At 41.6% G+C, this 13,819-nt stretch carries 14 protein-coding genes; 6 read left to right on the top strand and 8 right to left on the bottom strand.

What is annotated here, in order from left to right:
- Positions 1-29 precede the first annotated feature (29 nt).
- Positions 30-497: a single-stranded DNA-binding protein gene (locus Q8M62_RS09110; protein ID WP_304901424.1), complete on the bottom strand. Its 468-nt coding sequence runs from the start codon at positions 495-497 to the stop codon at positions 30-32.
- 44 nt (positions 498-541) lie between these two features.
- Positions 542-1,606 carry an A/G-specific adenine glycosylase gene (gene mutY / locus Q8M62_RS09105; RefSeq protein ID WP_304901423.1) on the bottom strand — a complete coding sequence of 355 codons (1,065 nt, stop codon included), beginning with the start codon at positions 1,604-1,606 and terminating at the stop codon, positions 542-544.
- Positions 1,607-1,751: 145 nt separating this feature from the next.
- On the opposite strand from mutY, the gene Q8M62_RS09100 reads away from it, so the two are divergent.
- The 3 genes from Q8M62_RS09100 (at position 1,752) to Q8M62_RS09090 (ending at position 4,669) form a co-directional block, all read left to right on the top strand.
- A complete protein-coding gene (locus tag Q8M62_RS09100; RefSeq protein WP_092733185.1) occupies positions 1,752-2,060 on the top strand; it encodes an HU family DNA-binding protein in 309 nt (102 codons plus the stop codon).
- An 18-nt stretch (positions 2,061-2,078) separates the two neighbouring features.
- A complete protein-coding gene (locus Q8M62_RS09095) occupies positions 2,079-2,906 on the top strand; it encodes a tetratricopeptide repeat protein (protein ID WP_304901422.1) in 828 nt (275 codons plus the stop codon).
- 188 nt (positions 2,907-3,094) lie between these two features.
- Positions 3,095-4,669, top strand: coding sequence for an Rne/Rng family ribonuclease (locus tag Q8M62_RS09090; protein WP_304901421.1), 1,575 nt, complete (start codon positions 3,095-3,097; stop codon positions 4,667-4,669).
- 14 nt (positions 4,670-4,683) lie between these two features.
- On the opposite strand, the gene Q8M62_RS09085 is transcribed toward Q8M62_RS09090, so the two are convergent.
- Genes Q8M62_RS09085 through Q8M62_RS09070 form a run of 4 tightly spaced genes read right to left on the bottom strand, consistent with a single transcriptional unit; the run spans position 4,684 to position 6,069 of the window.
- On the bottom strand, positions 4,684-4,917 hold the full coding sequence (locus tag Q8M62_RS09085) for a hypothetical protein (RefSeq protein WP_304901420.1): 234 nt from the start codon (positions 4,915-4,917) through the stop codon (positions 4,684-4,686).
- Between the two features lie 40 nt (positions 4,918-4,957).
- Positions 4,958-5,182 (bottom strand): hypothetical protein, encoded by a 225-nt coding sequence (locus Q8M62_RS09080; RefSeq protein WP_304901419.1) that lies wholly within the window; start codon positions 5,180-5,182, stop codon positions 4,958-4,960.
- Between the two features lie 49 nt (positions 5,183-5,231).
- Positions 5,232-5,687, bottom strand: a complete 456-nt coding sequence (locus tag Q8M62_RS09075) for a hypothetical protein (RefSeq protein WP_304901418.1) — start codon at positions 5,685-5,687, stop codon at positions 5,232-5,234.
- A 37-nt stretch (positions 5,688-5,724) separates the two neighbouring features.
- On the bottom strand, positions 5,725-6,069 hold the full coding sequence (locus Q8M62_RS09070; protein ID WP_304901417.1) for a DUF3127 domain-containing protein: 345 nt from the start codon (positions 6,067-6,069) through the stop codon (positions 5,725-5,727).
- Positions 6,070-6,415: 346 nt separating this feature from the next.
- Between Q8M62_RS09070 and Q8M62_RS09065 the strand changes: the two genes are divergently transcribed.
- Complete coding sequence (locus Q8M62_RS09065; protein WP_304901416.1) at positions 6,416-7,018, top strand: RNA polymerase sigma factor; 603 nt, start codon at positions 6,416-6,418, stop codon at positions 7,016-7,018.
- Positions 6,993-7,226, top strand: coding sequence for a hypothetical protein (locus Q8M62_RS09060; RefSeq protein WP_304901415.1), 234 nt, complete (start codon positions 6,993-6,995; stop codon positions 7,224-7,226). The genes Q8M62_RS09065 and Q8M62_RS09060 overlap by 26 nt, the downstream gene beginning before the upstream one ends.
- 41 nt (positions 7,227-7,267) lie before the next feature.
- Here the strand turns inward: Q8M62_RS09060 and Q8M62_RS09055 are convergent, their stop codons facing one another.
- Positions 7,268-8,122 (bottom strand): alpha/beta hydrolase, encoded by an 855-nt coding sequence (locus tag Q8M62_RS09055; protein ID WP_304901414.1) that lies wholly within the window; start codon positions 8,120-8,122, stop codon positions 7,268-7,270.
- Positions 8,123-8,125: 3 nt separating this feature from the next.
- Complete coding sequence (locus tag Q8M62_RS09050) at positions 8,126-9,529, bottom strand: aldehyde dehydrogenase family protein (protein WP_304901413.1); 1,404 nt, start codon at positions 9,527-9,529, stop codon at positions 8,126-8,128.
- A 600-nt stretch (positions 9,530-10,129) separates the two neighbouring features.
- Here Q8M62_RS09050 and Q8M62_RS09045 point away from each other — a divergent pair.
- Positions 10,130-13,819 (top strand): PKD domain-containing protein (locus Q8M62_RS09045; protein ID WP_304901412.1); only part of this gene is annotated, 3,690 nt, incomplete at its 3' end.

Below are 13,819 nucleotides of genomic sequence, written 5' to 3'. Positions count from 1 at the left end.
AAATCAACTTCAGGGGAATTAAGTATCATTTAAAATGGCAAATCATCATCAGCATCGTCCAGCACTAAATCTGGGCTCGAATTTGTGCCTCCTCCACTAGTAGCGGCAGGTTTTGGATTTGCAGTAGAGGCGGCATTAGGGGCTTGTCCTCCGCCCATTCCCTCAGGCTTTCCTCCCAGCATTGTGAAACTCAAAACCCGGATTTTTGTCCTATACCTGTTTTGTCCTTGTTCATCCTGCCAAGAATCTGTTTTTATTTTTCCCTCGACGTAGAGCTGAGAGCCTTTTTTAAGGTATTGTTCAGCAATTTTGGCCTGACCATCCCACATTTCCAGATCATGCCATTCCGTCTGATCTACTCGGTTGCCGTTTCGGTCCTTGTAAGATTCGGTCGTAGCCAACCGAAGTTTAGCCACCGCTTTGTCACCTTCGAGATATTTTACCTCGGGATCTGCCCCCAGGTTACCCACTAAAATCACTTTGTTTACTCCTGCCATAATTTTATTTGTTTAGGTTGAAAAATTGAAAGGATTGAAGTTACTCAAATCCCTTGATCGTTCAAAAAGTTTACGATCAATTTGGGTTTAGCCAAGGCCTCAATTTCATTTTCGGAAACCAACAAATATCCTTCATTTTCGCACCAATCAGACAGTTCGGGGTATTTATTGACAGGAATGTCAAGTTTAGAAAAACTAGCATTAAGTTTTTGGTGTGACAAAATATGTCGGTATTTCTTTGGGATGGATTCCGGAATTTCCGAAGTGGGGAATGCAAGTTTGGTGAACTCAGTGCTGGTTTTTTCTTCCAAAGGAAAATCATGCAGTCCTTCCCAGATGTCTCCGGAAGCCCGTTTTTTCCAAACCCAATTTTTTCCGCAGCGAATCACGAAATAATGAAGACTCCGCTCTTTTACTTTTGTCTTATTGATTTTTACCGGTAAATCTTTCACTAAGCCCTTTTGAAAAGCAAAGCAAGTGGAGGTTAACGGGCAATTTGCACAGTCAGGATTTTTAGGGACACAAAGCCTTGCACCAAAATCCATCATTGCCTGATTGAATTCTCCAGGATTTTGTTGTGGAATCAATTCGTCCGCAAGCGCCTCAAATTGTTTTTTTGCCTTACCCGTAGCAATGTCAGTTTCAATCCCATAATACCTTGCTAATACTCTAAACACATTCCCATCGACCACCGCCTTGGCTTCATTATAGGCAAAACTGGCGATTGCAGCCGCGGTGTAGCTCCCAACACCTTTTAATAAGAGTAGATCCTTGTAGTTGTCCGGAAATATCCCGTCAAGTTTATCACAGATATATTTAGCACAACTATGGAGGTTTCTGGCTCGGCTATAATAGCCTAATCCCTGCCAAAGTCTGAGTACTTCCGATTCAGGAGCCATTGCAAGGTCTTTAACGGTAGGATAAGCCTCCGAAAAAGCATAATAATAAGGTAAGCCTTGGGCAACACGAGTCTGCTGAAGAATGATTTCTGAAAGCCAGATTTTGTAAGGATTATCGATCCCTCTCCATGGAAGTTCCCTTGGATTTGCTCTATACCAAGAAATTATTTGGAAGGAAAAGGCTTGATTTTCAGTAGTTTTATGATTCATTTGTGGGGAATATTTCAAGTATAAACCAAGGTAATTTTTTTGAATATGTTTTTTAATTGAGTTGGTTCTCGTACATTTGCAGTCCCAAAAACACTTGGTTAATAGGTTGTTAAGCTTATTTCGTAATTTCTAAATTAAAAACACTGTGACAAAAGCAGAAGTAATCACCAAGATTTCAGACAAAACAGGAATCCAGAAGGACGATGTAACACAAGCCATTGAGGCGTTCTTCAAAGTAGTGAAGGATTCCATGGCTGATGGAGAAAACATTTACGTAAGAGGTTTTGGCAGCTTTATCAATAAGAAAAGAGCTAAGAAAATCGCCCGTAATATCTCCAAAAATACGGCTATCGTTATTGATGAGCACTATATTCCGGCTTTTAAGCCATCTAAAGTGTTTATCGAGAAAATCAAAAACAGTAAGAAAATCAAGGAATTGGCTCCTCAAGACTAAGTCTGAGGCGATATTGCCATGAAAAAAACTCAGCTCATTCTCATTATTTTAGCGGTAGGTGCCGTAATAGGTCTGTACGCTTTGCCCAAGGTCGTTGTCGACAATAAGGCAGGTACCACGGCTGTTGAGGATCCAAATGCCCCGGAGACTTCCAAAATGGAGGTGTCTAAAATGCATGAGAATGAGCTTTCTTCTGACAATCGCTCCCAAGCTGATCAATTAAAGTCAACTTTAGCTTCAGCAGTAGGATCACCTGAAAAAATCGAAGCGGCAAAAACGCTGGCTTCAATTTATCAAAATGAAGGAATGTTTGACAGCGCAGCCTATTTTCTTGGTGAAGCGGCTTATCTAAATCCTTCAGATTTAGCCTTGAAAGAAGAGGCCGGTAAAGCTTATTATGAGGCCTTTTCCTTTGCCTTGGATAAAACCAAAGTGGAGAATCTAGCTGAAAAGACGAGGGGGTATTTAAATCAGGTTTTGGAAAAAGATCCAAATCGACTTGATTTGAAAACCAAAGTGGCGATGACTTATGTATCTTCGGCCAATCCAATGCAGGGCATCACCATGATGAGGGAAATCCTCGAAGCTGATCCCCAAAATGAAGATGGCTTGTTTAACATGGGAATTCTATCCATGCAATCTGGTCAATATAAGCGTGCAGCTGAACGATTTGAGGAGTTGATTAGATATCACCCCGACAATCTTCAGGGGCAATTTTACCTGGCTGTTAGCTATTTTGAGTCTAAAGAAAAGAATAAAGCGAAAGCTCAGTTTGAGGCAGTGAAGAAAATGACCCAAGATCCGATGATTTTGGAAAGTGTTCAGACCTACCTTGACCGGCTGTAAATTAATAGTATAAACCTTAAAATCTAAAAAACTATGCCTTGCGGTAAGAAAAGAAAGAGACATAAGATCGCTACGCACAAGCGTAAGAAGAGACTTAGAAAAAACAGACATAAGAAGAAGTAATCCAACTTCTTCTTTTCCTGTTTAATTAACACAACACGTTCATTTACATATTATAAGACCAAATTTTGAGTACGGAATTGTTAATCGATTCTGCTCAAAACGGAAGTCGGATCGCCCTGCTGCATGATAAGCAACTGGTGGAGCTTCATTCCGAAGGGATGGACAATCAGTTCAAAGTAGGTGACATTTATCTGGGAACGGTACGGAAGATCGTCAATGGTCTCAATGCTGCATTTATCGATGTAGGCTATGAGAAAGACGCCTTTCTTCATTACCAAGACCTCGGACCAAATGTCAACTCGATGTTGAAGTTTACCAAAATGGTACGCAACAACAACTACAACAATTATCTGCTAAAAGGCTTCGAAAACGAACCTGAAATAGACAAAATCGGCAAAATCGAGAAAGTTCTATCTAAGACCAATCAAGTGTTGGTTCAGGTCGTCAAAGAGCCAATTTCAACCAAAGGCCCCCGACTTTCTTGCGAGCTCTCTCTGCCCGGTCGCTTTCTCGTGCTGGTACCCTTCTCCGATACAGTCAATGTATCCAAGAAAATCCGCAGCAACGATGAGCGCAAAAGGCTTCTTAGACTCATCAATTCAATTAAACCCGCCAACTTCGGAGTAATCATCCGTACTGTGGCCGAAGGACAGTCCGTGACGGAACTCGATAAAGACCTTCGAAATCTTCTCGATACTTGGGAAGAGGGGATGAAAAAATTGCTGAAAGCCAAGAGCCGGGACAAAATCATCGGAGAGATGAGTATGGCTTCCTCATTAATCAGGGACCTACTCAACGAATCATTCGACGCAATCACCGTAGAAGAAGAGTCAACTTACGATCAGATCAGATCCTACATCAGGTCAATTGTCCCTGAAAAAGAAAAAATTGTAAAGCTTTACAACGGTAAAGTCAAGCTATTTGAAAGTTTTGGAATCGAAAAGCAAATCAAAAGCTTGTTTGGACAGACGGTGAGCTTGCCTCAAGGCGGCTATGTCATCATTGAACACACCGAAGCGCTGCACGTCATAGACGTCAACAGCGGCAACAAATCCAACCAAGAAAGCGACCAGGAATCAACAGCGTTGAAAACCAATATGGCCGCCGCTAAAGAAATTGCCAGACAGCTCCGCCTCCGGGATATGGGAGGAATCATCGTCGTAGACTTCATTGACATGAAGAAGGCTGACAATAAAAAAGCCATCTATGAAGTGATGATGCTGGAGATGAAGTTAGATAGGTCCAAGCATACTGTATTGCCACTGAGCAAATTTGGGCTCATGCAGATCACCCGACAGCGGGTAAGACCGGAAGTCAACATTGTGACTAAGGAAACTTGCCCGGCTTGCAACGGAACCGGCAAGATTCAGGCTTCGATCCTGATCGCCGATAAGTTGGAGCATGACCTAGAGCATATTGCCACCATCCAAAACGTGGCTAAAATTCAAATTGGGCTGCATCCCTATCTGCACGCATACTTCACCCAAGGCCTGATTAGCCAGAGGATGAGGTGGTTTTTCAAGTATTACAAATGGATAAAACTGATCAGAGATTCTTCTCTACCCGTGACGGAATACAGATTTCTAGATGAATCTGGTGAAGAAATCGAATTACAACTGGTAAAAAGCGAGACTGAGTAAGTCTCGCTTTTTTTTTATGGGTTAATTTTGGAAAAATCTAATATTGCAAAAGCAACTAGATCGTCCGTTGTTTTTGTGCGGAGGAGAACGGCATAACCTTTCGGGGTATTGAATCCATAAAATCCTATTTGATCAGTATTGAATTCCAATTCAGCTTCAGCCGAAAGGGCATAGTCAAATACTAATAAGCGATGTTTCTTCTGATCAGGATTTTCAATAGTTGGTCCTTTGATCCTTACAGTTCGCAAGATTTTTTTAGAATGAGTATCGATGTCGAGACTTTCGTATTTAAAAAAGCAATCTATTATCCCGAAAAGTCAGTAATACCTGACCGGAGTCAGTTTCAAAGTAGGCGAAAGCACTACCCAATTCCTTGGTTAAAGTGTCCTTTTCAAGATATAGCGTATCTGTAATTAAATCTGTAAGCTCAAGGTATTGAAGAGCTGTTGGCTTTTGCGTTTTTGAGCACGCCAAAATTGCAAAGGCAAACCCCAAAAAAAGGAATCTTCTCATAGTTTTTTCTCCAAGAAAGAAAAAAAAATGAATTAGTCAAACTACCAGTCTATAGGAACAAGCCCCAGCCGTCATCAAATTTCTCGGTAGAATCAAAGCCTTTAACCCACTCCACAAATAGACTTTTAAATTCTTCAATTGCCTCTCTCAATAAGTCGAGGTGCTCCTCTGCATGGGTTTCCTCCATGGCGAGTTGATAAGTCATGGAGTTGAGATGTCGGGCGTGAACCTTCATAATGGTCGCATTTTCCATTTTGAGAATGTAGTCTTTGACTCCTTCTGCACCGGCAAATTTGGCACACATCACCATAGCATCTTCCAACATCATGCCTCCATAAAGTTCCCTTCGCGCCTCATCCAGACTTCCAACTAGCGCATGCGTAAGAGATACAATTTCTTTACCTTTTTTCATTAGAGGATGGGAGTAAATCTGATCCCGATGTGCCTTCGGATCAAATTCACTCTCATCATCATCCTCTTCATTTTCTTCAAAATCGTCCCACATCGAAAAGTCAAGTTTAAAAAAGCCGAGAATTATTTCCTTAAAAAGGAAGTTTGTCCTCTTCGCTTTCGGAATAAAATGTGTCCATCTCCGGCATAGGGGCCGGTGCGCCTCCTCCGGAAGTTCGATCCACTTTGTAGGCTTTTACTTCTGTATACCAACGCCCATTATATTCCCTACTTTCCACATCGATTCCTAGCGTAACTTGCTCACCCACTTTCAATCCAAATTGGTCAATTTTATCTCCCCATAGAGATACACATACTTTTTTCGGGTATTGTCCGCCGGTTTCGAGGATAAACTCCTGCTTTCTCCAGGCATTTCCAGTTTTTGAATTTCCTCCTACTTCCGGTAGTTGGCTGATTATTTTTCCGCTTAAATCCATTGTAATTTCTATTTCTTGATCAGATTACGAAGATAAGAATTGAAGGGGATTTTTAGGGTTTTCTAGCTGGTAAAAGAGTTTACAAATAGTATTTGTCGTAATTTTTTTGGCATTGACAATTGCAATTTGATTTATAAAACCGAGTTTTATTTAAAATAAAAGTTTGTGAAATAATTTTTTTCCAAACTTTCGCTTGAATTTAAGCACTCACTTGACAAGTATTCAAAAAACGGCTTAGATTGCTCTCCTTGAATATAATCCTCAGCAAAATTTCAGTTTTTTATATCGTTCACTCTTAACAGATACTATGGCTTAGACTTCTACGTTGTTTATAAACCAACTTAAAATGAGTAAGCGAATAGGTCCACAGGACAGCGAGTTGATAGCTCAGTATCGAAATGGCAGCGAGGCAGCCTTTGATCATTTGGTAGATCGATACCAAAGTAAAGTTTTTACCACAATATATCTGATCGTCAAAGATCAGGCTGTTGCGGAGGATTTGCTCCAGGATGTATTTGTGAAAGTCGTCCAGACAATCCATTCAGACCGGTACAGTGAGGAGGGGAAATTTCAGCCTTGGTTGATGCGTATTGCACATAATCTGGCCATTGATTATTTCCGAAAGGCCAAACGATATCCGACCATCTTGATGGAAGATGGATCAAATATTTTCAATTCTCTCCAGTTTGCGGAATCCTCGATTGAGGATCATCGCGTAAGGGAGGAGACCTTGGAGATGGTGAAAAAATTGATTGAAGAGCTTCCTGAAGCTCAAAAAGAAGTGTTGGTCATGCGCCATTACCTGGACATGAGTTTTCAGGAGATAGCTGATCAGACCGGAGTGAGTATTAACACAGCCTTGGGAAGAATGCGATACGCGCTGATCCACCTCAGGAAGAAAATGAAACAACTAAACTTTGCCTATGATAAAATCTTTTACCCCAAATGACCTGGTACGATACATCTATCAGGAAATGCCCGAGGTAGAACAAGAACTCTTGATGCAAGCCTTGCATAGCGATCACGCTCTGATGCAAGAATACGTGGAGATGCTGAGCACAATAGAGCAATTGGACCAGGTTCGCCTGCAGCCATCGGAAAAAGTAGTAAACGCCATCAAATCTATGGCACATTCTACGGGACTTCAAAGAGTCTGAAAAAGCATTGGTAACCTCGGCATTTGCCGGGGTTTTTTTCTTTAAAACTCTCCTATAAATTCTTTTGCTTCTTTGAGTAATGCGATGTTGGTGGCTGGGGTAAATCCATGTCCCTGCCCTTGAACCACTGTGAATTGATACCTTACTTTTTCACTTTTCAACTTTTGTTCCAAGAGTTGACTCTGGCTAATGGGGACTACTGTATCCTGATCCCCATGGAAAAAAATCGTAGGAACGTCTTTGGAATCAATATGGCTAATCGGGCTTGTATCTTGATAGTTTTTACTCGCCGTAGCTGGAGTGCCTCCCAACAGTGCCGTTAAACCCAAGGCAGTAAAATTATTGAATTTATAAAGTTCTGACAGCTCTGTAGGTGGGAAGAATACGACTGCAGCCTTGAGGTCTGAAGTGTTATTCTTGTAAGCATGTAAAAGTGCCAAATGACCGCCGGCACTGGCTCCGGAAATAACAAAATCATTAGAAATGTTCCAGGCTCCCAGTTTACTTTCGATGTATTCAAAGGCTCGGATTATATCCTTCTCCTGCTCTATTATTCCATTGTTTCCGGTAGCGAAATCGTAGAGCCTATAGTTTAATGAGGCAAAAGCATAACCTGGAAATTGACTTTCCAAAATGGGTTTTACCTGTAGGAATTCACTTTTGTCTCCGTCTATCCAGCCTCCTCCATGTATATATATAAGAAGTGGGGTTTCAGCTTGAGTCCTGCCTGAAGGTAAGTAGACGTCCATATTTTGTTTGACATCAGCACCATAAGATTCATTGAGAAGTTCTTTTGCGATTAGAAAATCTGGTTCAGAATCAGGCGTACATGCCGAGAAAACCAGAAAAAGCGCAAAGCTGAAAAAGAAAAGGAATTTAAAAATATAATGTTGCATCGCTTAAAACCATTTGATTAAAGTGGAGATGATTTGTTTGGCTTTCACACCATATGGAGGCCTCAATAAAGTGACGTTGTTGAGTCCTATTCGCTGTGTGAGAACGCCTTTTTCATTACTGAATGCAAGGAAACCCTCATGTCCGTGTGCTTTGCCTATTCCACTGTTATTCACGCCGCCAAACGGTAAATTGTTATGCAAAAAATGGATGACGCAGTCATTGAGCACTACATTTCCTGAACTTGTCTCACGAACTACTTTCTCCGAATTCTCAGATTCCTTTCCGAAATAATAAAGGGCCAGTGGTTTTGGTTTAGAATTGACCATTCCAATTGCTTCTTCAATTGTGGAAAAGGTGAGGATAGGTAAAATCGGTCCGAATATTTCTTCTTGAAATACACTCATGTCTTCTCTAATAGCAGTAAGAATAGTGGGGTCGAAATAAAAAGAAGATTTGTCTGTTTTCCCTCCAAAATCCAAAGTAGCACCTTTTGAAATTGCGTCTTCCAGGTGATCACTTAATCTTTCAAAATGCTTGGGTCCAATAATTCTCGCATAATCCCTTGAGTTTTCGATTCCTTTAAAAGCGGGATCATAGAATTTCTGAAGAAAAACCTTGAGTTCCATTAGCAGTCGCTCCTTTTGAGATTCATGTACCAGGATGTAATCCGGCGCAATGCAAGTTTGCCCGCAATTCACAAATTTCCCCCAAATCAGTTTCCCTGCGGCATCATTCAGGTCAGCCGAAGCGTCAATTATGGCAGGAGATTTTCCTCCCAATTCTAAAGTGACTGAGCTAAGGTGTTCAGCCGCAGCCTTCATTACGATTTTGCCCACTGCAGGGCTTCCAGTGAAAAAGATATGATCGAAAGGCAAGCTAAGTAGGGCCTGAGACTCTTCCACTTCCCCGAGAAATACTTCAACTTCATTGGGGGGAAACACTGCTTTGACCATTTTTTGGATCAAAGAAGAGGTAGCAGGTGAAAGTTCAGAGGGTTTGATGATGGCAGTACAACCCGCAGCAAGTGCAGAAACGAGTGGACCGACCGTCAGATTGAATGGAAAATTCCAAGGGGAAATTATCAAAGCCGTTCCTTTGGGCTCGAAGTGTATTTTTCCATTAGTCCCGATCATTGAAAGGGGAGTACTCACTCTCTTAGGCTTCATCCAGTCCTTTAAATTCCTTAAGGTATGATTGATTTCTGAGGTGACGGGAAAGATTTCGCTGAGATCTACCTCAGGCTCCGGTTTCCTGAAATCCTCCAATAGTGCCTTGCGGATAAGGTCCTGATTTTCTTTTATCCAGTTTCGAAGATTTATGAGTCGAGCTGATCTTTCCTCCAAAGTTGATGATCTCCATTTGACAGCAGTCTCTTGATGATCGGAAAAAGTTTTTTGGAAATCCAAACGATAAATTTGGTTTGGGATTGGGTTCAACATTGGAATTAGGGGCTATTTTTTTGAAGATAATTGTAAGCCTAAAGGTCGGGATTGGAATGATTAATCTGATTATCCGCACACAGGGAAAGTCTAATAATAATTCGAATGTTCAAAATAATTTTTTAGGATAAATTTTTTTTTCAATTGTTGGATAAAGTTTTGGGTTTCACGGAATCGTCCTAAAATCTCAGTACAAATTTACTTTAAACTTTAAAAAATTGAATAAAAACAAGATAACGCTAGATAAATCCTGTTTGATTTTGACAACAAAAAATATTTCAAATAAAAAAAAATGCATTACAAATAAATTTTTTTGCAAAATGATTTGGATATGAAAAACAATAAAGTGTATTTTTATGGCAGATTAATACTTGTGAGAAGTTAAAGTATTTGAAATCGGCCCAAAAACCGGTTTTTTGAAAAGGTAGAATAAGAAAAAAGAGATGTGTGAGTTTTGGTGAGTAAATGAAATAGTATTAGTCAAAACACATGCTATCAAGACCTTAGAATAAAAAAAGCAAAGTATCGAAACAAGTTTACGGACTCGAAATTTTAAATTTTAAAGATATGGACAAGTTATCCAATTGTCAATTCAACCATCGACCACAATCCCGTGGATTTTTCGAAAGAGGTATATTTCAGAAAAATAGTCCTTGGTTTTTAGCCTTCATCCTATTTATCACCATTGGAGTGAGTTTGCCTAATAAGGTTTTATCTCAAATAATTACACCCGTAACACCATTTGTGATAAATAATCCCGGATGTAATCAGAACAACTTAAGAGTTGTTGAAATTGAGTTTAGAGACAGCAATGGAAACGTTTTTAATCCAAATGATCTAGATGGCACTCCTATAGGTACACCAATAGACGGTGAAATTTGGGCAAGGTGGGCAGTCAGTGGAAATGGCTATAACCCACATATCCAATATGATATTTTTGTTAATGATTTGCCACAAGTAACCCAGGCTAATTGTGTTGTTGTTGAAAATCCAAATGGGACAACAAGAAATGTTGTGAACGGTGAAATTTTCAAAATCAGTAATTTTTCATGGAATTATGGGGATAAGCTGGAAATTAAAAACCTATACATTAATTGGGTGACAGGTAATGCTAAAGCAGATAATAAAAATTGTCCTACATCCGCTGGTAACTCGCAATGCTCCTTCCCTGGAGTAACTTTTCTAGTAAGGACTCCGTTAGTTGCTAATTTTGAGTTTATTACGAATTGTGATGATTTCACAGTTGATTTTACCAATTTAACTACTGGAGGAAATCCTGATAATTATACTTTTTCATGGACATTTCAGGGAGGTACTCCAGCCATATCCTCTGTACCAAGTCCACAAAACATAAATTTTCAAAATCCAGGAACGTATCAAGTCACCTTGATTTCCACGAGTGAAGGGATAGTCAAACAACTTATTAAGGAGGTTACGCTATATCCAGTTTTAGATCTTGACACTTCCAAAGAAGATGACGATTGTTCTATTTTAAATACAGGTTCAATAGACCTAACAGTTGCTGGAGGACTCGCCCCATATACTTATTTGTGGTCTAAAACTGGAGATGCTAATTTTTCATTTAGTGGGGAGGATCCCTCTGGGCTATCTGCGGGGACATATTCAGTTTTAGTGACTGATGCCAGAGATTGCAAGGCTACAACTTCAGTTTCCATTATTAAGCCCATGCAGTCACCTGTTCCAAGTGTTAAGACCTTTGATTTTTGTCAGGGATCAGGAAATCAGCTTTTGACGGTATCGCCTGCTTCAGGTTATATGATCAAGTGGTATGATTCAGCAATGAATCCGCTTCAGGGAGCTCCGACGGTTTCAACCTCCTCAGCTGGTACTGAAAGTTTTTACATCACCCAATTCAAAGAAGGGGAATGTGAAAGTGAGATGGCTGAAGTGACTGTAACTATCAACCCAGCACCTGCCGCACCGACCAGTCCGGTTAATGTGACGATCTGCGAGGGCGATGCAGAGTCTATCACTGCAAGTGCTACAGTACCACAAGGCTTCAGTATTGTATGGTACACCACAGCAGATGGAGATGTGACTACAGAAAGTCCAAGCCTGAGCACAGTAGGAACAATCACCTACTATGCTGCTTCGGTAAATAATGAGACAGAGTGTGAGAGTTTGACAAGAACTCCTGTAACGCTGACAATCCTTGCAGCACCTGCCGCACCTACTGACGGAAAGGATATAATTATCTGCGAAGGTGATCAGGAAAGCATCACTGCATCAGCATCTGTTCCAGAAGGCTTTAGTATCGTTTGGTATAATCTAGCAGTGGGAGGGTCAGAGGTTTCGGACCCAAGCTTAAGTGAAGTTGGTTCCATTACATACTATGCCGAAGCAGTAAATGATGAGACTGGCTGTGTCAGCCTGACTAGAACTCCTGTTGTTTTGTCAATCCTTGATGCGCCGGCACCTCCGGTTAGCAGAGGTGACATAACGATCTGTGAAGGAGATGTAGAAAAAATTACGGCCTCAGCATTTGGACCTGGGACAATTGTTTGGTACACTGAAGCCGTAGGGGGAGAAATAGTTGCTGACCCAAGCTTAAGTACGGTTGGTTCCATTACTTATTATGCTCAGTCTGAGGGTGAATCTTGTTCTAGCCTAGAAAGAACACCAGTTACTTTAACAATCCTTGCAGCACCTGCCACACCAATCAATCCGGTTAATGTGACGATCTGTGAAGGCGATGCGGAGTCTATCACTGCAAGTGCAACAGTACCACAAGGCTTCAGCATTGTATGGTACACCACAGCAGATGGAGATGTGACTACAGAAAGTCCAAGCCTGAGCACAGTAGGAACAATTACCTACTACGCTGCTTCGGTAAATAATGAGACAGAGTGTGAAAGCTTAACCAGAACAGCGGTTACATTGACTATTCAAGGTGCTCCTATAGCTCCTGTTAGTGGGGGAAATCAAATAGTATGTGAAACTATAGAGGCTCAAAACTTGGTAGCCACTGCAACTGTACCGGCAGGATTTAGTGTGGTATGGTATAACGCTCCAGATGGCGGAAGTGTAATTGCTACGCCTTCATTAAGCACTGTGGGTACAGTTACCTATTACGCTCAGGCGGTAAATAACGAAACAGGATGTTCAAGCTTAACCAGAACCGCAGTTTCCTTGACAATTGTACAAGGGCCAACACCTCCTGTAAGTGGTGGAGATCAAGTGGTTTGTGCGACAGTTCCTCTTCAGACATTGACTGCATCAGCAACTGCTCCTGGTACTCTGGTATGGTATAATGCTCCAGTAGGAGGTGATGTGGTCTCAAACCCAATTCTGAATACTGTAGGCACTGTGACCTACTATGCTCAGACTGTCGATGGTAGCTGTGCAAGTCTGCAAAGAACTCCAGTTACCCTTACAATCTTACCTGCTCCAGTTGCTCCGGTTAGCGGAGGCGATCAGGTTGCTTGCGCAAGTTCAGATGTTCAAAGCTTGACTGCGACAGCAAGTGTTCCTGGAGGATTCAACATTGTATGGTATAGTGCCTCAGTGGGTGGTTCAGTAGTACAAAATCCTACGCTAAGTTCGGTAGGTTCAGTAACCTACTACGCAGAAGCAGTGAATAGCGAAACTGGTTGTGTGAGTAACGGAAGAACTCCTGTAACCCTGACAATATTTAATTGTGATATTTCAATCACCAAGACTTCGGATGTGAGTACTGTTAACGCTGCGGGAGATGTAATTACCTACACGTTGACGTTGACCAACAGCGGTAATGTGACGTTGGTTAATGTGACGGTAGTAGATCCATTGACTGGATTGAACCAGACGATTGGGACATTGATACCTGGAGGCAGTCAGTCCTTGACGACCAGTTACACGGTTACCCAGGATGATATGGATTCGGGTGAGATTTTGAACGTGGCCACGGTGAGCGCGCTTGGACCGGATGAGACGGAGGTAAGTGCAGAGGACGAAGCGTTGGTAAGGGCTGTTCAGAGTGCGGACATCACGGTAGACATTACGGACAATGATGCGGTAATCACCGAGGCGGGTCAGGAGATTGTGTATACGATCACGGTGACCAACACGGGTAACGTGACTTTGGAGAACGTAACGATTGTGGACAGTAAGACCGGTTTGGTGATCAATATTGGTACGTTGAAGCCAGGGGAGAGCAAGTCGGTGGATACGACTCCGTATGTGGTGACCCAGGAGGATGTTGACAAGGGCAGTGTGACCAACGAGACGACGGCCACAGGAGAGAGTCCGAGTCAGGGG

The organism is Algoriphagus sp. (assembly GCF_030694375.1).
Taxonomy (GTDB): Bacteria; Bacteroidota; Bacteroidia; order Cytophagales; family Cyclobacteriaceae; genus Algoriphagus.
This window is presented reverse-complemented; position numbering and strand designations above follow the sequence as displayed.

Bases quoted from the DNA above. Each gene is read 5' to 3' on its own strand.
- Q8M62_RS09080 (WP_304901419.1), bottom strand. From the start codon at position 5,182: ATGAGAAGATTCCTTTTTTTGGGGTTTGCCTTTGCAATTTTGGCGTGC.
- Q8M62_RS09070 (WP_304901417.1), bottom strand. From the start codon at position 6,069: ATGGATTTAAGCGGAAAAATAATCAGCCAACTACCGGAAGTAGGAGGA.
- Q8M62_RS09065 (WP_304901416.1), top strand. From the start codon at position 6,416: ATGAGTAAGCGAATAGGTCCACAGGACAGCGAGTTGATAGCTCAGTAT.
- Q8M62_RS09095 (WP_304901422.1), top strand. From the start codon at position 2,079: ATGAAAAAAACTCAGCTCATTCTCATTATTTTAGCGGTAGGTGCCGTA.
- Q8M62_RS09055 (WP_304901414.1), bottom strand. From the start codon at position 8,122: ATGCAACATTATATTTTTAAATTCCTTTTCTTTTTCAGCTTTGCGCTT.
- Q8M62_RS09075 (WP_304901418.1), bottom strand. From the start codon at position 5,687: ATGTGGGACGATTTTGAAGAAAATGAAGAGGATGATGATGAGAGTGAA.
- Q8M62_RS09060 (WP_304901415.1), top strand. From the start codon at position 6,993: ATGATAAAATCTTTTACCCCAAATGACCTGGTACGATACATCTATCAG.
- Q8M62_RS09110 (WP_304901424.1), bottom strand. From the start codon at position 497: ATGGCAGGAGTAAACAAAGTGATTTTAGTGGGTAACCTGGGGGCAGAT.
- mutY (WP_304901423.1), bottom strand. From the start codon at position 1,606: ATGAATCATAAAACTACTGAAAATCAAGCCTTTTCCTTCCAAATAATT.